We start from the raw sequence: 18,374 nt of genomic DNA, 5'->3' as shown, positions 1-18,374 counted from the left end.
ACCCCGCGGAGGAAAAATCGATGACCACCTACACCGGCGGCTGCCAATGCGGGGCGATCCGGTTTCGGGCGCGAGGGATGCCGCCGGATTCGTCGATCTGTCATTGCCGCATGTGCCAGAAGGCATTCGGCGGCTATTATGCGCCGCTGGTTTCTGTGCGGGGGATGGAGTTCGAATGGACCAGGGGGCAGCGCAAGACTTTTCGCTCCTCGAATTTCGTCGAGCGCGGCTTTTGCGCCGGTTGCGGCACGCCGCTGACCTATGAAGCGCCGGATGGAATGGCCATTGCCGCAGGCGCATTCGACGACCCCTCGTTGCTGCCCCCGACCATCCAATGGGGTGTGGAAGGCAAGCTCGGCTTCGTCGACCATCTGCACGAACTGCCCGCGGAGCGAACCGAGGCAGATCTGGCGGCGGGTTCCTTCCTGCATGACCTGGTTTCCTATCAGCATCCCGACCACGATACCCCGGTCTGGCCGCCGGAGGATCGCGCATGACGAAAACGGCAGGGCATACGGGCGGCTGCCAGTGTGGCGCGGTTCGTTATCGCGCGCGCGGCGAACTCGGCTATCCCCATATCTGCCATTGCCGCATGTGCCAGAAGGCGGCCGGCAATTATTTCCTGCCGCTGGCGGCGGCCAAGCGTCAGGATTTCGAATTGACGCGCGCGGAGCCCAAATGGTTCCGCTCGTCCGATCTCGTGCGACGCGGTTTCTGCGGCGATTGCGGCACGCCGCTGTTCTACGATATTCCGGAAACGGACTTCATCAACATCGCGCTCGGCTCGCTGGATGATCCCGATGCAGTCAAGCCGTTGATGCAGTCGAATACCGGCCGCAAGATGTCCTGGTTTCACGAGATCGACGGCTTGCCGCTGGAACCGGAGCCGGACACGTCCGAGCGCGAAGATACGATCGCGGCAAGCAACCATCAGCATCCCGACCATGATACGAAAAGCTGGCCACCCGGAGAAACCCCATGACGGATAAAATCAGAACAGGCGGATGCCAGTGCGGCGCCGTGCGCTTCCGCATATCAGGCGCGCTCGGTCGACCCTCGATCTGCCATTGCCGCATGTGCCAGAAACAGTTCGGCGGCTTCTTCTCCGCGCTGGTCACCGCGCCCGAGGACGGGATGGAATGGACGCGCGGCGCGCCGAGTTATTTCCAGTCGTCGGTCAATATCGACCGCGGCTTCTGCAGCAATTGCGGCACGCCCATGACCTATCGTCATCCGGGTGGCCTGGAGCTTGCCATCGGCACCTTCGACGACCGCAGCGATCTCGCGCCGCAGATCCAGGTCAATTACGATGCCCGCCTGCCCTGGGTCGAAGAGATCTTCGAGGCGCCGGTGCTGAAGGATCAGGATTTCTACGCGCGGCAGGAGGCAATCATCTCCTTCCAGCATCCCGACCACGATACTTCAGTCTGGCCCGCGAAAGGCGTGAAAATATGACCGAGAGACTGCGCACGCTCTATCCCGAGATCGAAGCATATGCCTCCGGCCATCTCGATGTCGGCGACGGCCATGTGATCTATTGGGAGCGCTCGGGAACGCCTGGCGCCAAGCCGGCCGTCTTCCTGCATGGCGGCCCGGGCGGCGGCTTCTCACCCGCCCATCGCCGGCTCTTCGGCCCCCATCTCTACGACGTCATGCTGTTCGACCAGCGCGGCTGCGGCAGGTCGACGCCGCATGCGGATCTCAACGCCAATACCACCTGGCACCTCGTCGCCGATATCGAGCGGCTGCGAGAGATGGCCGGCGTCGAAAGGTGGCAGGTGTTCGGCGGCTCCTGGGGGTCGACGCTGGCGCTCGCCTATGCCGAGACGCATCCGGAGCGGGTCTCCGAACTTATTTTGCGCGGCATCTATACGCTGACCAAGGCCGAGCTCGACTGGTACTATCAGTTCGGCGTCTCGGAGATGTTCCCCGACAAATGGGAGCGCTTCATCGCCCCCATTCCGCCGGAAGAGCGGCATGAGATGATGCATGCCTATCATCGCCGCCTGACGCATGAGGACAGGAATGTGCGCCTTCAAGCCGCGCAGGCGTGGAGCATCTGGGAAGGCGAAACGATCACTTTGCTGCCGGAACCTTCGACGAGCGGCAAGTTCGAGGAGGCGGAATTCGCCTACGCCTTTGCCCGCATCGAGAACCATTTCTTCGTCAATGCCGGCTGGATGGACGAGGGACAATTGATCCGCGATGCCGGCCGGCTCAAGGATATTCCCGGCGTCATCGTCCATGGCCGCTATGACATGCCCTGCCCGGCAAAATATGCCTGGCGGCTGCACAAGGCCTGGCCGAAGGCGGAATTCCACCTGATCGAGGGCGCGGGCCATGCTTACTCCGAGCCCGGCATTCTTGATCGGCTGATCCGGGCGACGGACAAGTTCGCCGGGAAGTTGGATTGATGCGGCACGCCGTGGCACCCCCCCTCTGCCCTGCCGGGCATCTCCCCCACAAGGAGGGAGATCGGCTGGGCGTGGGCTCCTTGCCCAGACCTCAATGGACCGGACTGGCGAGCAACGATTTTCCGATCTCCCCCCTTGTGGGGGAGATGCCCGGCAGGGCAGAGGGGGGTAAGCCCCGGATAAAAGCATCTAATGCCTGGGAGACATCGCGGTGACCAAGGAAAAGATCTACCTCTTCGACACGACGCTCCGGGACGGACAGCAGACGCCCGGCATCGATTTCTCGGTCGAGGACAAGATTGCGATCGCCGCGATGCTCGACGAGTTCGGCTTCGACTATGTCGAGGGCGGCTATCCCGGCGCCAATCCGACCGATACCGCCTTCTTCAGCGAGAAGCGCACCGGCCGGGCCAGCTTCGTCGCCTTCGGCATGACCAAGCGGGCGGGTGTTTCGGTCTCCAACGATCCCGGCATTGCCGGGCTGCTGCAGGCGAAAAGCGACGCCATCTGTTTCGTCGCCAAGAGCTGGGATTATCATGTCGCGGTAGCCCTCGGCTGCACCAACGAGGAAAACCTCGAAAGCATTGCCGAAAGCGTCAAGGCCGCCGTCGGCGCCGGCAAGGAAGCGATCGTCGATTGCGAGCACTTCTTCGACGGTTTCAAGGCCAATCCGGCCTACGCGCTCGCCTGCGCGAAAACCGCCTATGAGAGCGGCGCCCGCTGGGTGGTGCTCTGCGACACCAATGGCGGCACGCAGCCGCCGGAGGTGCGGGCGATCGTCGAGGCGGTGATCGCCGCCGGCGTTCCCGGCCAGTGTCTTGGCATTCACGCCCATAACGATACCGGCCAGGCGGTCGCCAATTCGCTGGCCGCGGTCGAAGCCGGCGTCCGGCAGATCCAGGGCACGCTGAACGGCATCGGCGAACGCTGCGGCAATGCCAATCTGGTGACGCTGATCCCGACCTTGGCGCTGAAGAGCGCTTATAACACCCGTTTCGAAACGGCGATCGACGAGGAGCGGCTGCTCAACCTCACCCGACTCTCGCATGCCTTCGACGAGCTGCTCAACCGCTCGCCCGACCACCAGATGCCCTATGTCGGCGCTTCCGCCTTCGCCACCAAGGCCGGCATCCACGCATCGGCGCTGCTGAAGGATCCAAAGACCTATGAACATGTGCCGCCGGAAAGCGTCGGCAACTTCCGCAAGGTCATGGTCTCCGACCAGGGCGGCAAGGCGAACTTCATCAATGCGCTGAAGCGGCGCGGTATCGAGGTCGCCAAGGACGATCCGAAGCTCGACCTGCTGATCTCGATCGTCAAGGAACGCGAATCCATCGGCTATGCCTATGAGGGAGCGGATGCGAGCTTCGAGCTTCTGGCGCGCCGCACGCTCGGCACGATCCCGGAATTCTTCACCATCGAAGGCTTCCGGGTGATGATCGAGCGCCGCTTCGACAGTCTTGGCCGCGTGAAGATCGTCTCGGAGGCGGTGGTCAAGATCACCATCGAGGGCCAGACGCTGATGTCGGTTGCCGATGCAGAAGGCCCGGTCAATGCGCTCGACCTGGCGCTGCGCAAGGATTTCGGCAAGTATCAGCACGAGATCGACGATCTGGTGCTCGCCGACTTCAAAGTGCGTATCCTCAATGGCGGCACGGAAGCGATCACCCGCGTGCTGATCGAATCCACCGACAGCGACGGTGTGCGCTGGTGGACGGTCGGCGTTTCGGAGAACATCATCGACGCCTCGTTCCAGGCGCTGATGGATTCCGTTATTTACAAGCTGATGAAGAACCGGCAACTGGCCGGCAAGATCGCGGCGGAATAATCTGTTCCGCCGGTTCGGCTAACCGCGGGCAAACGCCACAAGCGTCTCGCCCGTCATCCGATAGCGGATCCATTCCTTCTGCGGCTCCGCGCCAATCGCCTCGTAGACACGGATCGAGGGTTCGTTCCAGTCGAGCACGCTCCATTCGAAGCGGCCGCACCCCTTCTCCAGCGCGATCTGCGCCAGGCGCCGCAGCAGCGCCTTGCCGGCGCCCGAGCTGCGCGCATCCGGTGTTACATAGAGATCCTCCAGATAAAGACCGTTCTTCGCTTGCCAGGTCGAATAGCTGAAGAAATAAACCGCCATGCCGATGGCTTGACCCTCGCGTTCGCAGATCAGCGCATGCGTGACAGAACCGTCGCCGAAGATTGCCGCACGCGTGCTCTCCTCGGTCGCCTCGACCTCGTGGATCGCCTTTTCATAATCGGCCAATTCGCGGACAAATCGCAGGATCGTTGCCGCGTCTGAAGGCGTTGCCGGGCGTACGGTAAGGGTCATGTGAGAGGCTCCTGATCTGGCGCTTGGCGTTCCAGATGAAAGAACCTGCCGGGCCTGTCAACTGAATGCGCAGCTCACCAGCGGGTTTGCGAGTTTGTTCCCTCGATTGGTCCGCCTGTCGCCCAATCTGGAACAGGCTTCGGATTTTTGGAGGCCGATACCAGCCTTTGCCACTATCATCCGTTCATTCTTCCCCATCCGCTTCAAATCCTCTTAGCCTTTATTCAACGAAATGAATTGGCCTATTCACGGCGCTTAAGCTAGGCCGGATCAGAAGAAGAACAAAGATGGAAACGCCCGATGTCGACCGATGTATCCGTTCCGCTGGCCAAGAACGAAGACAGTCCGCGCGGTTTCGCCTTCGCGCTGACCGCCTATCTGCTCTGGGGCTTCCTGCCGATCTACATGAAGGCGGTGGCGCATATTCCGCCGGCCGAGGTGATCGCCCATCGCATCGTTTGGTCGCTGCCGCTGGCAGGCATTGTGCTGATCGTGCTCGGGCGCACCAATGATATAGCGACAGCGCTGCGCTCGCCGCGCATGCTGGCGATGGCAGCGCTCACCGCCTCGCTGATCACCGTCAACTGGGGCACCTATGTCTGGGCGATCGGCGCCGGCCATTCGCTCGATGCCGCCCTCGGCTATTTCATCAATCCGCTGTTCAGCATCTTTCTGGGCGCGGTGCTGCTGAAGGAGAAGCTGCAGCCGCTGCAGATCGCGGCGATCGCGCTTGCGGCCCTTGCCGTCGCCATTCTCGCATTCGATAGCGGCGGCATCCCGTGGGTGGCGCTGACGCTGGCGATCAGCTGGGGCTTCTATGCGCTGTTCCGCAAGACGCTGCCGCTCGGGCCGAACCAGGGCTTCTTCCTCGAAGTGCTGATCTTGAGCGGCCCTGCCCTCATTTATATCCTCTATCTCGAATTCGGCAGCGGCCAGGGCCATCTCTATCGCACCGGCCTTGCAGACACATCACTGCTGCTCGGCTGCGGCGTCATCACCGCCGTGCCGCTGATGATCTATGCCAACGGCGCCAAGCTCCTGAAGCTTTCGACGATCGGCATCATGCAGTATATCGCGCCGACGATGATCTTCCTGATCGCGGTCTTCGTCTTCCAAGAGCCGCTCGGCACGGCGCGCATGATCGCCTTCGCGCTGATCTGGGCGGGGCTGTTCCTCTATAGCTGGTCGATGCTGAAGGGAAGCCGCGGAAGGATGTAGCGCCGTTCTCTAATCGCGAGCCGGAGCGTTGGCTCAAAGCCAGGCTAGCAGCGCTGTGCGGACGAGAATCCCAGTCAATGCGCTCAAGACGGCAACCCCCGCCACCGAGCGGAGCGCCGGCACCGAAGCGACAAGAATGGAAAGGCCGGGAAGATCGAGAGGGTTTAGCAGAAATGCGGATCCGTGAATGATTTTCTCCGGTGGAAGGCTCAGTTCCTTGTGGGCGCTAAGCAACAGGGTGACCGCTGCGCTCGATCCTGCCAGGCACTTTGTGAGCAGGAAGAGGACATCCTGCTGCGAGGCGCCGAGCAGCTGAAGCAATGGCTGCGCAGCGCACGTGAAGGCGGAAAGTGCGCCTGTGCTTTCGGTAAGCCTTACCAGAGCCATTGAGATCACGAGCACCGGCAGGATCGCAGAAACGACGCCGATGGCATCTGCGCCACCGCGATTTATTGCCGCCAGCAGATCGCGCCTCGCCAGGTCGTGGTCATCCACCCTGTCGCAGGAACAGGGCTTTCCGGGCAAGGAACGGCGCCCAACGATCCAACAGGCGAGAGTGGACGCAACGAGCGCTCCGCAAACGCCGTTTATTATGATCAAGCCCGGATCGATACCGATACTTGCGAGCGGGAAACTGGCATTTGCCGGCGCCGCCGCAAGCACTGCCGCAAAGGCGGCGGCCATAAATTTCTCCGATGTTCTTTTGTGCGCCATCAGCGACAGGGCAGCAACCGGGGCAGCCGAACTTACGAGGCTGAGTTGGATGATCGCCAAGGCCCCAAAACCGTCCAGGCCGAAAAGTCTAAAGAGCGGGTTGGCCTTGCCGGCGATTGATCGCAGTGCGCTCATGCCCTCGAGATAGCGCATCAGCGAAAATGTCACGATCATCAGCGGCAGAAAGGTGAATATGGCGATGTCGACGGCACTTCGTCCGGCATCCAGGATGGCGGTGATCAGAATTGTCATGAGAACGACTGGTTTGATGGACGGTGAACGCGCGGCCGGCTTGATGGCGGAAGCGGGCTCCGGATTCGATCCGGAGCCACGCCGTTCAGACTCTATTCCGGTTTGAAATCTTCCTCGAAGAAGCGGGCAACCTCGGAATAGACCTGCACGCGGTTGCTCTCCATGAGGGCGAGATGCGTCGCCTCCCCGATTTCCACCCATCGCCTATAGGAGGCGCCGGTCAGTTGCTCGAAATAGGCCCGCGCCAGATCGAGCGGGACGTCGACGTCCCATTCGCCGTGCAACAGCAGCACCGGCGCGCGAATCTCGCTTGGTCGATAATAGGGAGCTCCAGCTCTCCAGTAGGTGCGGATGTCCTGGATCGGCCCGTTGGTGGCCCGGAGTTTGCCTTGCTCTCTGTCGGCCTGCGACGGCTCCTCCGAGAGGGTCAGTGCGGCCCAGAGGTCGAACCAGCCCTCAGGCACAAGATGTTCACGCGCATATTCGGGTGCGGTGCCCAGCCAACGCGCCAGGGCCGCATGGACGGGAACAAGCCTGTAGGAGCCGAGGGCGCCGCCCTGATCGATGGGGATGGCAACGTCACTGAGCCATTGCGGCGCGAGCAAGGCGAGCTTGACGAGCTTGTCGGAGTTGCGCGCAGCATATGCACCGGCCACGGTACCGCCCCACGACATTGCAAAGACGTTGACAGCCTTCAGGCCGCGAAGTCGAAGGACGAAATCGATAGCCGTCGCGAAGTCGGCGACGCCGGTGTCCGTGGCGACAAGCGGGGGGTTGAGATCGGGCGCCGCCTGCATCTCCGGCGGGCGGGTCGATTTTCCATAGCCCCGGACATCAACCGCAAAGACATCGAAGCCTCGATGAGCGAGGAAGTCGATGAAGGACATCCCGTTGAACGGAACGTCGTAAAGACTTCCTGACGAAAAGGTCGCCCCGTGCACCATCACGATCGTTTTAGCCGCGAGAAAGACTTTGTGATCCTTCCTTCGCTTATTGCGGAGATAGAGCTTGATGCCGTCGGTTCCGCTATCAACATAATGCTCGTCGAAGACGATCTCGCCGGCGTCAAAAGCTGAAGATGCGAGCTTGTTGTCAGACATAGGACCACCTGAATTTTTCGCCGTCGCGGGTGACATATCCAGCAGACGAACCGGGAAAGTGCGTGGAGAAGTACATGGCGTGATTATCGGCAGCGAGTTCGAGTACGCGCCGTCTGGACTGGGCAGCCTGATCCAAGAATTCGCAGAAGACCGTGTTGAGGTCGGGCCGTTCCACCTGGATCGGATGGTGCATGACATCGCCGGCGAAGATTGCCGCTTGATTGTCCGCCTTCAGCAGAACCGACATGTGGCCGATGCTGTGCCCAGGCGTCGGCAAGAAGGTAAAGTGTTTCAGGAAAGGATCGGCTGCACCGTCGATGAAATCGGCAAGCCCCGCCTCGATCACCGGCCGCACGCTATCCTCATAGACGCCGGCGCTGGGAATATTGACGTCGTTGTGGCTTGCAGTCGACGCATAATATTCCTGCTCGGCGCGCGGGAAGACGTAGCGTGCGTTTTTGAAAGTAGGGATCCATCTTCCGTCCTCAAGCACGGTATTCCAGCCGGAATGATCGACGTGGAGATGGGTATTTATGACGAAGTCGACGTCTTCGGGCTCGACACCTGCCTGGCGCAACCTGTCGAGAAACGGAATGGTCTGCTGATGGAAGGCGAGATTGCGCGGTCTTTCCTTATCGTTACCCGAGCCCGTGTCGATGAGGATGACGTGGTCGGCCGTCCTGACAAGCCAGCTATGGATGCTCACCACAAGGGCATCGCGGCCCTCTTCCATATCGACGGCGGAAAGACGTGGCTCGATCGCCTTGATCTCCTCGGATCCGGCAGTCGGGTAGAGAAATGAGGGCGGAACGTTGTGCAGATACTGCTCCTGCACCTTTCTGACCGTCACGCCGGCAATACGATATTCCTTTCCAAGATCGCTCATGGAACTTCCTTTCAAGTTGAACTGGAACCGGGACAGCGCTGTCTGATGGCTATGGACAGTAGGGAAAATTCGTGCAACGATCAAATCGATGAATGAAATTGTCTCCATCGATCATTTCAATTTGTGGTCTTTCGACCTCAACCTGCTCGTCGCCTTCGATGCGCTCATGAAGGAGCGGAGCGTGACGAAGGCGGCTGTCCGGCTGAAAATCCAGCAGCCTGCCATGAGCCACAATCTCGGCACTCTCCGGACCCTGCTTCAGGACGAGCTGTTCGTGCGTGTCGGCCAGGTTATGCAGCCGACCCATCGGGCGCTGCGCTTCGCCGAAGCCGTGGAGCAGATACTCAGTCGCACGCAGCTGGCAATCGTAACCCCTGCGACCTTCGAGCCGGGCGAGGCCGAGCAGATATTCCGCATCGGCTTTTCCAGCGAGCTTGAGGTGCTGCTCGTGCCGCGTCTCGCCGCTATGTTGAATGAGACGGCCCCCGGTATCAGAGTGCTTGCGCGAGCGGTCGACCCCGAGCTGGTCCATAAGCTTCTGGACGACAATGTCATCGACCTCGGCGTCGGCTGCTACGATGACGGCAACAACAGACATCGGCGAAGCCTACTGTTCGAGCAGTCGCTGATGTGTTGCTACAATCCGAAGCTTCTTGATATTCCCGAAACTTTGGACCGTGACGTCTATATCGGGCTGAAGCATGCCCTGGTTTCCCAGAAGGACGCCATCGAAGGTTGCATTGATGATGCGTTGAAGCGGATCAACGTGCGGCTCGACGTCTCTGTGGCAGCGCCGGAATTCCTCACCGTGCTGACCGCCGTCGTCGAAGCGCCCCTGATTGCAACTCTGCCGACCAGAATTGTGAAGCGGTATGCCGGTCTGTTCGGCTTGGCGGTGGCCGAAGTTCCCCTTGATCTAATGGTGAGCCCGATATCGATGGTCTGGTCGGCGGCAGGCGACAATGATCCCGCCAATCGATGGATGCGATCTCAGGTGACGCAGCTTGTTTCGGCCTATAGCTGAATTTGCCCGCGAAACGGCGGGCGCTCCGGGGGCTGCTACGCCACCTACATCTTCGAAATCACCTCATCCTCGCCGTCACGATCGGCGGCGAGCTGGGCTGCCTGGGCCATGATTGCCGGAATGATGCCGGAGATCTCGTCGACGACGAGCGGCTGCACCCGGTGGGCGGTGTGCAGGAAGCCTTCGTCGGTCATATGACGCATCAGTTCCATCATCGGATCCCAGAAACCGTTGATGTTGGCAAAGACCATCGGCTTTTCGTGACGACCGAGCTGTGCCCAGGTCATGATCTCGACGATCTCTTCCAGCGTGCCAATACCGCCGGGCAGCGCGACGAAAGCGTCGGAACGCTCGAACATCGTATGTTTGCGCGCATGCATGTCAGGGGTTACAATAAGTTCGTTGAGCTGACCGAGCGAGTGGCGAGTCGCTTCCATATCGATCAGGAATTCGGGAATGATACCTGTCACCTGACCGCCGCCTGAAAGCACCCCGCTTGCAACCGCGCCCATGATGCCTTTGGTGCCCCCGCCATAGACGAGGCGCAGGCCGTATTCGGCGATCTCTCTTCCGAGAGCACGCCCGGCCGCCATGTGGGAGGGATCGCGTCCCGGCCTGGAGCCGCAGTAAACGCAGATGGATCGAATCGATACAGATTGCTCGGTCATAGGGGGCAAACAACTATTCCATTTCAATGCAGTCAAGAAAATTGACTGAAAAGCAGCATGCCTAGCTTGCCTAATTGCTTTGAATGCTTGTGAAAAGCAACGGGAATCGCTAGCAATTTTCGTTACTACGGCAAATTGCCGCCTGGGGAGACATAATGATGAAGAACCGTGCCGGCTTGCTGGCCCTTGCAGTCCTCGTAATCGCAATCCTACTGATGGTGTTTTTCGTCATGCCGCGCATCGGCGGCGATGCAGCCAAGGTCGGCGACGCCATCAACCAGGCGAGCACGGAGCTCAAGAACACGGTTAACGAAGCGGCAAAGACATCGCGCTCGACCGTCGCGGACGCGGCTGCTGTCACCGACAAGGTGGGGCGCCTGTCGGCGGATGCCGGCCTGTCGCTCAGTGAACTCAAGGCGCTGTTTGCCGACGGCAAAGGCCCGGCCGACGATGTCTTCACCGCCGCCAAGACCAAGGCTGTCAAGGCGCTGACCGCTCTTGCCGATTTCGCAATCCCCGAGGGGCTCGATCCCGCGACCCAGACCATTGCGACCAAGGCTAAGGAAGGCGGCGCGAAGGCGCTCGCCATCGTCCAGACGCTGCCGGAGAACATTGCCGATGCGCTTGTCGCCATCGTCAAGGCCGAGGCGGCATTGACCGGCGCGCCCGAGCCCGCCCCTGCTGCAAACAACGCCGCGGCGATTGCCGGCCCGAAGCTTCCGGCCTTCGACGTGTTGCGCGTCGAGCCCGACGGCTCGACGGTGATTGCCGGCTCCGCCGAACCGAACGGCAAGCTCGAGGTGCTTGACGGCGAGAAGGTGGTGACGACGGCCGATGTCGGTGCGAGCGGCGATTTCGCTGCCGTTCTCGACGATCCGCTTTCGGCCGGCGACCACCAGCTCGTGCTCAAGTTCACCGGCAAGGACGGCAAGAGCACGCTTTCCGAGGAGGTCGCGACCATTTCCGTGCCGAAGGACGGCAATGGCGCCAATCTGCTCGCCATGGTCTCCAAACCCGGCGCGGCGAGCCGCATCATCACCGCGCCGAAGGCCGGAACCGAAGTCGCCGATGCCTCCAATCCGATAGCGCCGACTGCGGACCAGCCGGCGGCGGGTGAGACCGCGGCTGCGCCCGCAACCGGCGAGCTGGCGCTGCAGACGCCGAACCTCAGTAACGCCCCTTCCGATAATGCTGCGACGGCACCGGCCATTCCCGGCACCGCCGCACCCGACAAGACGAATGCACCCGATGTGATGGTCAATGCCGTCGAAATCGAAGGCGACAAGATCTTCATTGCCGGCACGACGCGCTCCAACGCCAAGGTCATCGGTTATGCCGACGACAGCCTCGTCGGCCAGGACACGGCCGGTTCCGACGGCCATTTCGTCATCGACGGCGTGGTGGCGCTTTCGGTCGGCGACCACAAGATCCGCGTCGATGTCGTCGATCCCGTCGGCAAGGTGATCGTGCGCGCAGCGGTGAATTTCAATCGCCCGGCCGGCGATCAAGTCAGGGTCGCCGCGCAAGCCGGTCCCGCCGACGCGGATGGCGCTTCCACGATGGTGCCGCTCGACGAGGGCGAGCTCGGCAAGCGCAAGGCCGAAGCCGGCAAGGCCTTCGGCCTGCTGAAGGGGCTGTTTGCCGACGGCAAGCTGCCCGGCGCCGAACAGCTTGCGGCAGCGCGCTCGGCAACGGAATTCGCGCTGCGCTCCGTCGCCGACTTCCGCCCGGCGGCCGATGCGCCGGACGCCTTCAAGCAAACATCCGGCTCCGCCTCGCAGGTCGCCGGCAATGCGCTGAAGCTGCTGCAGAGCCTGCCCGGGGATGCGAAGTCTGTCGGCGCAGCACTCGACAAGCTCGGCAGCCTGATCGCCGAGCTCACTGCGGCACCCCAGCCGACTGCACCCGCTGCCAACGAGGTCGGGAGCAATCAGCCGAAGACGATCGAGCAGGCGCCGCTGACGGCAAACAATGCGGCGGTCATCATTCGCCGCGGCGACACGCTGTGGCAGATCTCGCGCCGCACCTATGGCCTCGGCGTTCGTTACACGACGATCTACATCGCCAACGAGGACAAGATCGTCGACCCCGATCGCATCCGTCCCGGCCAGATCTTCGGGCTGCCGAAGGATGCGTTGCCGAATGCCGAAGAGCTGCACCGCAAGCGGCTCTCCAAGCAGCACCTCTAACATCAAACCGAGGCGGTCAAGCCGGGCGGGATAACCGCCCGGCTTGGCTTTTCCAGAACCCCGCACTTGTTGTATTCGTCCGGCCGGCACCCTATCTGGCGATGACGACTCAGGATCGCGGGAAACGCTTTCAGGCACGTCCCACGGCCCGCGCTTTGCCGGGCATCGAAGCGCCGCGACCGCGGCAAGTCCCATCCGGACTGGAGACAGGCATGGCAAACAGCAAGACAGTCTCGGAATCCAACCTGCTGCGCACACTTCTCAACCTCTGGCCCTATATGTGGCCGGCCGGCCGCACCGACCTGAAGATGCGCGTCGTCTGGGCCTCGGTCTTCCTGCTGATCTCCAAGTTCGTGCTGCTGCTCGTCCCCTATTTCTTCAAGTGGTCGACTGATGCTTTGAACGGCAGGATGGATCTTGCCGGCACCGTGCCGCCGCTGCTTGCCGGCGCCATCGCGCTTGTCATCGCCTATAACGTCACCCGGCTGATCCAGCTCGGTCTAAACCAGCTGCGCGATGCGCTGTTTGCCAGCGTCGGACAGCATGCGGTGCGCCAGCTCGCCTACAGGACCTTCGTACACATGCACGAGCTGTCGCTGCGTTTCCATCTGGAGCGCAAGACCGGCGGCCTCTCGCGCATCATCGAGCGCGGCACCAAGGGCATCGAAACGATCGTGCGCTTCACGATCCTCAATTCGGTGCCAACCGTCATCGAATTCCTGCTGACGGCGGCGATCTTCTGGTGGGGCTACGGCTTCTCCTATCTCGCCGTCACCGCCTTTACGGTCTGGGCCTATATCTGGTTTACGATCCGCGCCTCCGACTGGCGCATAGCCATCCGCCGCTCGATGAACGACAGCGATACCGACGCCAACACCAAGGCGATCGACTCGCTGCTCAATTTCGAGACCGTCAAATATTTCGGCAACGAAGAGATGGAGGCAAAACGCTTCGACAAATCGATGGAGCGCTACGAGAAGGCGGCGACCGATGTCTGGACCTCGCTCGGCTGGCTGAACTTCGGCCAGGGCGTCATCTTCGGCATCGGCACGACGATCATGCTGGTGCTGTCGGCGCTGGCCGTGCAGCGCGGCGAGCAGACGGTCGGCGATTTCGTCTTCGTCAACTCGATGCTGCTGCAGCTTTCCGCGCCGCTCAACTTCATCGGCTTCGTCTACCGCGAAATCCGCCAGGGCCTGACCGACATCGAGCAGATGTTCGATCTCCTGGAGGTCAAAGCCGAGGTGAAGGACGCGACTGACGCGACCGAGCTTCGGATCGGCCAGGGCGCGATCGCCTTCAAGGACGTGCAGTTCGCCTACGATCCGGCCCGTCCGATCCTGAAGGGCATTTCCTTCGAGGTGCCGGCCGGCAAGACGGTTGCGGTCGTCGGCCCGTCGGGCGCCGGCAAATCGACGCTGTCGCGCCTGCTCTATCGCTTCTACGATATCCAGAGCGGCACGATCACCGTCGACGGCCAGGATATCCGCAGGGTGACGCAGAAGAGCCTGCGCTCTCATATCGGCATGGTGCCGCAGGATACCGTGCTCTTCAACGACACGGTCGCCTACAACATTCGCTACGGCCGCACGTCGGCCAGCGACGGCGAAGTCTTTGCAGCGGCCGAGGTGGCGCAGATCGCGCATTTCATCGAGGCGCTGCCCGAGGGGTTCGAAACCAAGGTCGGCGAACGCGGGCTGAAGCTTTCGGGCGGCGAGAAGCAGCGGGTGGCGATCGCCCGCACCATCCTGAAGGCGCCGCCGATCCTGATCCTCGACGAGGCGACGTCGGCGCTCGACACGACGACGGAACGGGAAATCCAGACGGCGCTCGACATGGTGTCGAAAAACCGCACGACGCTGGTCATTGCCCACCGGCTGTCGACCGTCATCGGCGCCGACGAGATCATCGTCTTGAAAAGTGGCGAGATCGCCGAGCGCGGGACGCATGCCGCCCTGCTCGAACAGAACGGCCTCTATGCCTCGATGTGGAACCGCCAGCGCGAGGCGACACAGGCGGAGGAACATCTGAAGCAGGTGCGCGAAAGCGACGATCTCGGCGTGATCACGCGGCTTGCTCCGGCCAGTTGAACCACGAGAAAGCGGAACGGGAGAACGGCGCCGGCAGGCTTTTGTTGTTCAGAACCCCGGCGTCGGAACCAGTGCCGGGGCCACAGCATTGCCCCGGAGACTGTTTTTCGCTAACCAGCAAAAAACGACAACGCAAGGAGACCGGCAGCATGAGCCTGTTCAACACGGTTCGCAACACGATCGTCCCCGTGCATAAGGAGGGTTATCCCTTCGTTGCCGCCTTCTTCGTCGCGTCGCTGGTCCTGGGCTGGATCTTCAAGCCACTCTTCTGGATCGGCATGATTTTCACGCTGTGGTGCGCCTATTTCTTCCGTGATCCCGAACGCGTAACCCCGCAGGACGACGATCTGGTGATCTCTCCCGCCGACGGCAAGGTCTCGGCGATCCAGATGGTGACCCCGCCGGCCGAGCTGAACCTCGGCTCCGAGCCGATGCTGCGCATCTCGGTCTTCATGAATGTTTTCAACTGCCATGTGAACCGGGCGCCGATGCGCGGGCGCGTCGTCAGCATCAACTACCGCTCCGGCAGCTTCGTCAATGCCGAGCTCGACAAGGCGAGCGAGGACAATGAACGCAACGGGCTGGTGATCGAAACCCGCCACGGCCAGATCGGCGTCGTGCAGATCGCCGGCCTCGTGGCGCGGCGCATCCTCTGCTGGGCAAACCCCAACGAGCCGGTCGATGCCGGCGAGCGCTTCGGACTGATCCGTTTCGGCTCGCGGCTCGACGTGTTCCTGCCGGCCGGTGCGGCACCGCGTGTCTCGCTCGGCCAGACGGCGGTTGCCGGGGAAACGGTTATCGCCGAATTCGCCTCCGCCAAAGGCCCTGTCATCAGCCGCCGCAGCTAGGAAGATTGGAACGCGATATGGAAACGCCTTTTCCGCCCTTCGAGCCCAATGGGCCGGATGATTCCGCCCGCGGCCCGAGGCTGCGCGAAATCCCGCTGCGTCTCGTCTTTCCGAACCTCATCACCATTCTGGCGATCTGCGCCGGGCTGACCGGCATCCGGCTGGCTTTCGAGAACCGTTACGAACTCGCCGTCTCGATGGTGCTGCTCGCCGCCTTCCTCGACGGCATCGACGGGCGCGTGGCCCGGCTGATGAAGGCGACCTCGAAGTTCGGGGCGCAGATGGATTCGCTTGCCGACATCGTCAATTTCGGCGTCGCACCCGCCCTCGTCGTCTATGTCTTCGCGCTCGACCAGGCCCGCTCGCTCGGCTGGATCGCCGCCCTGATCTATGCGATCGCCGCCGGGCTTCGTCTTGCCCGCTTCAACGTCATGGCCGAACGCGACAACAAGGCGAGCTGGCAATCGGAATATTTCGTCGGCGTGCCGGCGCCGGCCGGCGCCATGCTGGTGCTGCTGCCGGTCTATCTCGGCTTCCTCGGGCTGGTGACGGATCGCACGTTTGCCTACCTCTCGTCGATCTACACCGTCGCCATCGCCTTCCTGCTGATCAGCCGGCTGCCGGTCTGGTCCGGCAAATCGGAAGGCAACCGCCTGCGGCGCGATCTCGTGCTGCCGATGATGCTCGGCGTCGTGCTCTATGTGGCTCTGCTGATGAGCTACACATGGGAGGTGATGGTTTTCACCGTTGCCGCCTACCTCGTTTCGCTTCCCTTCGGCGCGCGGAGATGGCGGCGCAAATACGGGACGCTGACGATCGAGGAACCCGGCGTCGGCGACGACGACATCGGCCGGCACATCTGATCTTCGAGCATTTCCCGATTTTTTGCGAACGACGGAAATGCTTCTCGCCCTCATCGCGACGGGTCCCCGGGAAAGTCTGTGCTTGACCGGGGAAGCTGTTTCGCGCGCTTTCCCCAGAAAACTGCCTTCGCACTTTTCCTGGAACCGCTCCCTTCAGTAAGTATTAACCAACGTAGGCTTCAGTTAAGCCTCGCGATTTATGGTGCGCGTTCACAAATCCTGATAAGCCGCGTCCCCATTTCGTCGCTATTCGTGATGAAACTTCAAAAAACAAAATACCCAGGGAAGATCCAGGTAAGGAGAGTATCGTGACTTCGAAGAAGAGCAGTGCCGGTGAACAGCAGACCGCCAAGCCTGACCTCGCCGCCAACTATCGCCCGGTCGGCCTCAAGGCCGTTGTCGCAGCATCGCTGATGGCGAAGAACAAGCCAGGCAGCGTCAAGAAATCCGCCTAAAGTGCTGCGCTTCCAACCGGAAAGGACAGGGCGCCGAGTGAAAATGGCGCATACCGTTTTCAGAAGAAACTGAGCTGGCCGTCGTCAGGCCTTTGCTTCTCGGGCGCCTTCAGCGGCTTTTCGACGACGACAGGTTCCTGCAAGTCCGGCCCCATATTCGCGACCTTGTTGACCCTGTCGGAGACCGGGATGGCCTCGAAGAAATCGTCCTGGACGGGCCGCATCAGGTCGACCACCTCGCGCGGCTCCTGCGTCTTGCAATCGAGCCAGCGCGAAAAATCCTCAGGCTTGATGACGACAGGCATACGATCGTGGATTGCCGATATGCCTGCATTGGCCGACGTCGTCAGAATCGCGCCGGTATCGACTTCGGAGCCATCGGCCGAGGACCATGCCTCCATCAGCCCGGCAAAGGCGACGACTCCGCCCCGGCGCGGCCGGATCCAATAGGCCTGCGGCCGCTCGCCGCTTTCCTTGGACGGGCGATGCCATTCGTAGAAGCCGGAGGCTGGAATGAGCACACGGCGGTGGCGCATGGCCGCGCGGAAGGAGGCCTTGCCGATCGCGGTTTCGGAGCGGGCATTGATCAGCAGCGGGAAGTCCTGGGGATTTTTGACCCAGCCGGGCGTCAGGCCCCAGCGCACGAGCACGGCACGCCGGTCGGGCAAATTGCTGCCCTGCTCCCTGCCCTCGCCCGACATGACGACGAGGATCGGCTGCGTCGGCGCGATATTGTAGCGCGCCGGAAAATCGTCGAGATCAAGACCGGAGAAGAAATCGCGCAGGTCGGCGCTGGAGATTGTCAGGGCGAAACGTCCACACATCGGTCTGTCTTTGCACCCGGCTCGTGCCCGGTCAAGGCGCCCAGCCTATCGGCCTGAAAGCGGAATGATTTTCGGAAGGAGCGATGCGACGATTGCTGCCCGCTTTGCGCGATATGCTTAGCCTCTCGGCCCAAAGAGAATGAGGCTCGTGCCGGCAAGGCAGATCAGCGCTCCGCCGATATCATAGCGATCGGGCACACGGGCTTCGATCAGCCAGAGCCAAGCCAGCGAAGCCGCGATGTAGATGCCGCCGTAGGCTGCGAAGGTGCGGCCGGCGGCTTCGCTCGGCACCAGCGTCAGAAGCCAGGCGAAGAGCGCCAGCGAGACCATGCCCGGCGCCAGCCACCAGAGGGGCTTTTCGAGCTTCAGCCATGCCCAGAAGGTAAAGCAGCCGGCGATCTCGAAGACGGCGGCAAAGGCATAGATGATGTAGGTCACGGAAGCACCTTTCGAGCCCTTCGCATTTCTTCAGCGATATTCATCCGATAGGATGGGCCGTCACA

At 61.8% G+C, this 18,374-nt stretch carries 19 protein-coding genes; 12 read left to right on the top strand and 7 right to left on the bottom strand.

The window, feature by feature from the left end:
- Positions 1–20 precede the first annotated feature (20 nt).
- The 5 genes from RHEC894_RS07015 (at position 21) to cimA (ending at position 4,242) form a co-directional block, all read left to right on the top strand.
- Entirely contained in the window at positions 21–497 is a 477-nt protein-coding gene (locus RHEC894_RS07015; RefSeq protein WP_085736747.1) for a GFA family protein, read from the top strand.
- Positions 494–982 carry a GFA family protein gene (locus RHEC894_RS07010; protein WP_085736746.1) on the top strand — a complete coding sequence of 163 codons (489 nt, stop codon included), beginning with the start codon at positions 494–496 and terminating at the stop codon, positions 980–982. Before RHEC894_RS07015 ends, RHEC894_RS07010 begins: the two co-directional genes overlap by 4 nt.
- The gene (locus RHEC894_RS07005; protein WP_085736745.1) at positions 979–1,455 is read left to right on the top strand and encodes a GFA family protein; all 477 of its coding nucleotides are present in this window, start codon (positions 979–981) and stop codon (positions 1,453–1,455) included. Before RHEC894_RS07010 ends, RHEC894_RS07005 begins: the two co-directional genes overlap by 4 nt.
- Entirely contained in the window at positions 1,452–2,414 is a 963-nt protein-coding gene (pip, locus tag RHEC894_RS07000) for a prolyl aminopeptidase (protein ID WP_085736744.1), read from the top strand. The genes RHEC894_RS07005 and pip overlap by 4 nt, the downstream gene beginning before the upstream one ends.
- Positions 2,415–2,625: 211 nt before the next feature.
- Positions 2,626–4,242, top strand: a complete 1,617-nt coding sequence (gene cimA / locus RHEC894_RS06990) for a citramalate synthase (protein WP_085736742.1) — start codon at positions 2,626–2,628, stop codon at positions 4,240–4,242.
- Positions 4,243–4,260: 18 nt separating this feature from the next.
- On the opposite strand, the gene RHEC894_RS06985 is transcribed toward cimA, so the two are convergent.
- A complete protein-coding gene (locus RHEC894_RS06985) occupies positions 4,261–4,740 on the bottom strand; it encodes a GNAT family N-acetyltransferase (RefSeq protein WP_010069118.1) in 480 nt (159 codons plus the stop codon).
- A 300-nt stretch (positions 4,741–5,040) separates the two neighbouring features.
- On the opposite strand from RHEC894_RS06985, the gene rarD reads away from it, so the two are divergent.
- On the top strand, positions 5,041–5,958 hold the full coding sequence (gene rarD / locus RHEC894_RS06980; protein WP_010069117.1) for an EamA family transporter RarD: 918 nt from the start codon (positions 5,041–5,043) through the stop codon (positions 5,956–5,958).
- A gap of 33 nt (positions 5,959–5,991) precedes the next feature.
- Here the strand turns inward: rarD and RHEC894_RS06975 are convergent, their stop codons facing one another.
- From RHEC894_RS06975 to RHEC894_RS06965, 3 genes are all read right to left on the bottom strand, one after another.
- Positions 5,992–6,924, bottom strand: coding sequence for a hypothetical protein (locus RHEC894_RS06975; RefSeq protein WP_085736741.1), 933 nt, complete (start codon positions 6,922–6,924; stop codon positions 5,992–5,994).
- Positions 6,925–7,016: 92 nt separating this feature from the next.
- Positions 7,017–8,060 carry an alpha/beta fold hydrolase gene (locus RHEC894_RS06970; RefSeq protein ID WP_348630128.1) on the bottom strand — a complete coding sequence of 348 codons (1,044 nt, stop codon included), beginning with the start codon at positions 8,058–8,060 and terminating at the stop codon, positions 7,017–7,019.
- A complete protein-coding gene (locus RHEC894_RS06965) occupies positions 8,017–8,910 on the bottom strand; it encodes an MBL fold metallo-hydrolase (RefSeq protein ID WP_085736739.1) in 894 nt (297 codons plus the stop codon). Before RHEC894_RS06965 ends, RHEC894_RS06970 begins: the two co-directional genes overlap by 44 nt.
- An 88-nt stretch (positions 8,911–8,998) precedes the next feature.
- Here RHEC894_RS06965 and RHEC894_RS06960 point away from each other — a divergent pair, with 88 nt between their 5' ends.
- Positions 8,999–9,934 carry a LysR family transcriptional regulator gene (locus tag RHEC894_RS06960; protein WP_010068653.1) on the top strand — a complete coding sequence of 312 codons (936 nt, stop codon included), beginning with the start codon at positions 8,999–9,001 and terminating at the stop codon, positions 9,932–9,934.
- 44 nt (positions 9,935–9,978) lie between these two features.
- Here the strand turns inward: RHEC894_RS06960 and RHEC894_RS06955 are convergent, their stop codons facing one another.
- On the bottom strand, positions 9,979–10,602 hold the full coding sequence (locus RHEC894_RS06955) for a TIGR00730 family Rossman fold protein (protein WP_085736738.1): 624 nt from the start codon (positions 10,600–10,602) through the stop codon (positions 9,979–9,981).
- 155 nt (positions 10,603–10,757) lie between these two features.
- On the opposite strand from RHEC894_RS06955, the gene RHEC894_RS06950 reads away from it, so the two are divergent.
- From RHEC894_RS06950 to RHEC894_RS32890, 5 genes are all read left to right on the top strand, one after another.
- Positions 10,758–12,791, top strand: coding sequence for a LysM peptidoglycan-binding domain-containing protein (locus RHEC894_RS06950; RefSeq protein ID WP_085736737.1), 2,034 nt, complete (start codon positions 10,758–10,760; stop codon positions 12,789–12,791).
- 212 nt (positions 12,792–13,003) lie between these two features.
- A complete protein-coding gene (locus tag RHEC894_RS06945; RefSeq protein WP_085736736.1) occupies positions 13,004–14,881 on the top strand; it encodes an ABC transporter ATP-binding protein/permease in 1,878 nt (625 codons plus the stop codon).
- Entirely contained in the window at positions 14,779–15,729 is a 951-nt protein-coding gene (locus tag RHEC894_RS06940) for a phosphatidylserine decarboxylase (protein WP_348630127.1), read from the top strand. Before RHEC894_RS06945 ends, RHEC894_RS06940 begins: the two co-directional genes overlap by 103 nt.
- A 17-nt stretch (positions 15,730–15,746) precedes the next feature.
- On the top strand, positions 15,747–16,592 hold the full coding sequence (gene pssA / locus RHEC894_RS06935; protein WP_085736734.1) for a CDP-diacylglycerol--serine O-phosphatidyltransferase: 846 nt from the start codon (positions 15,747–15,749) through the stop codon (positions 16,590–16,592).
- 308 nt (positions 16,593–16,900) lie between these two features.
- Positions 16,901–17,047, top strand: a complete 147-nt coding sequence (locus RHEC894_RS32890; RefSeq protein WP_164517671.1) for a hypothetical protein — start codon at positions 16,901–16,903, stop codon at positions 17,045–17,047.
- Positions 17,048–17,106: 59 nt separating this feature from the next.
- Here the strand turns inward: RHEC894_RS32890 and RHEC894_RS06930 are convergent, their stop codons facing one another.
- Positions 17,107–17,871: an SOS response-associated peptidase gene (locus RHEC894_RS06930; RefSeq protein ID WP_085736733.1), complete on the bottom strand. Its 765-nt coding sequence runs from the start codon at positions 17,869–17,871 to the stop codon at positions 17,107–17,109.
- Between the two features lie 117 nt (positions 17,872–17,988).
- Positions 17,989–18,309: a YnfA family protein gene (locus RHEC894_RS06925; RefSeq protein WP_085736732.1), complete on the bottom strand. Its 321-nt coding sequence runs from the start codon at positions 18,307–18,309 to the stop codon at positions 17,989–17,991.
- Positions 18,310–18,374: the final 65 nt, after the last annotated feature.

It is taken from the genome of Rhizobium sp. CIAT894 (assembly GCF_000172795.2).
GTDB lineage: Bacteria > Pseudomonadota > Alphaproteobacteria > Rhizobiales > Rhizobiaceae > Rhizobium.
This window is presented reverse-complemented; position numbering and strand designations above follow the sequence as displayed.

What these genes read in the sequence shown, in the direction of transcription:
- RHEC894_RS06960 (WP_010068653.1), top strand. Translation starts at nt 8,999, where the DNA reads ATGAATGAAATTGTCTCCATCGATCATTTCAATTTGTGGTCTTTCGAC.
- pssA (WP_085736734.1), top strand. Translation starts at nt 15,747, where the DNA reads ATGGAAACGCCTTTTCCGCCCTTCGAGCCCAATGGGCCGGATGATTCC.
- RHEC894_RS07010 (WP_085736746.1), top strand. Translation starts at nt 494, where the DNA reads ATGACGAAAACGGCAGGGCATACGGGCGGCTGCCAGTGTGGCGCGGTT.
- RHEC894_RS06965 (WP_085736739.1), bottom strand. Translation starts at nt 8,910, where the DNA reads ATGAGCGATCTTGGAAAGGAATATCGTATTGCCGGCGTGACGGTCAGA.
- RHEC894_RS06985 (WP_010069118.1), bottom strand. Translation starts at nt 4,740, where the DNA reads ATGACCCTTACCGTACGCCCGGCAACGCCTTCAGACGCGGCAACGATC.
- RHEC894_RS06970 (WP_348630128.1), bottom strand. Translation starts at nt 8,060, where the DNA reads ATGTCACCCGCGACGGCGAAAAATTCAGGTGGTCCTATGTCTGACAAC.
- RHEC894_RS07015 (WP_085736747.1), top strand. Translation starts at nt 21, where the DNA reads ATGACCACCTACACCGGCGGCTGCCAATGCGGGGCGATCCGGTTTCGG.
- RHEC894_RS06975 (WP_085736741.1), bottom strand. Translation starts at nt 6,924, where the DNA reads ATGACAATTCTGATCACCGCCATCCTGGATGCCGGACGAAGTGCCGTC.
- RHEC894_RS06930 (WP_085736733.1), bottom strand. Translation starts at nt 17,871, where the DNA reads ATGTGTGGACGTTTCGCCCTGACAATCTCCAGCGCCGACCTGCGCGAT.
- pip (WP_085736744.1), top strand. Translation starts at nt 1,452, where the DNA reads ATGACCGAGAGACTGCGCACGCTCTATCCCGAGATCGAAGCATATGCC.
- RHEC894_RS06955 (WP_085736738.1), bottom strand. Translation starts at nt 10,602, where the DNA reads ATGACCGAGCAATCTGTATCGATTCGATCCATCTGCGTTTACTGCGGC.
- rarD (WP_010069117.1), top strand. Translation starts at nt 5,041, where the DNA reads ATGTCGACCGATGTATCCGTTCCGCTGGCCAAGAACGAAGACAGTCCG.
- RHEC894_RS07005 (WP_085736745.1), top strand. Translation starts at nt 979, where the DNA reads ATGACGGATAAAATCAGAACAGGCGGATGCCAGTGCGGCGCCGTGCGC.
- RHEC894_RS06945 (WP_085736736.1), top strand. Translation starts at nt 13,004, where the DNA reads ATGGCAAACAGCAAGACAGTCTCGGAATCCAACCTGCTGCGCACACTT.
- RHEC894_RS06950 (WP_085736737.1), top strand. Translation starts at nt 10,758, where the DNA reads ATGATGAAGAACCGTGCCGGCTTGCTGGCCCTTGCAGTCCTCGTAATC.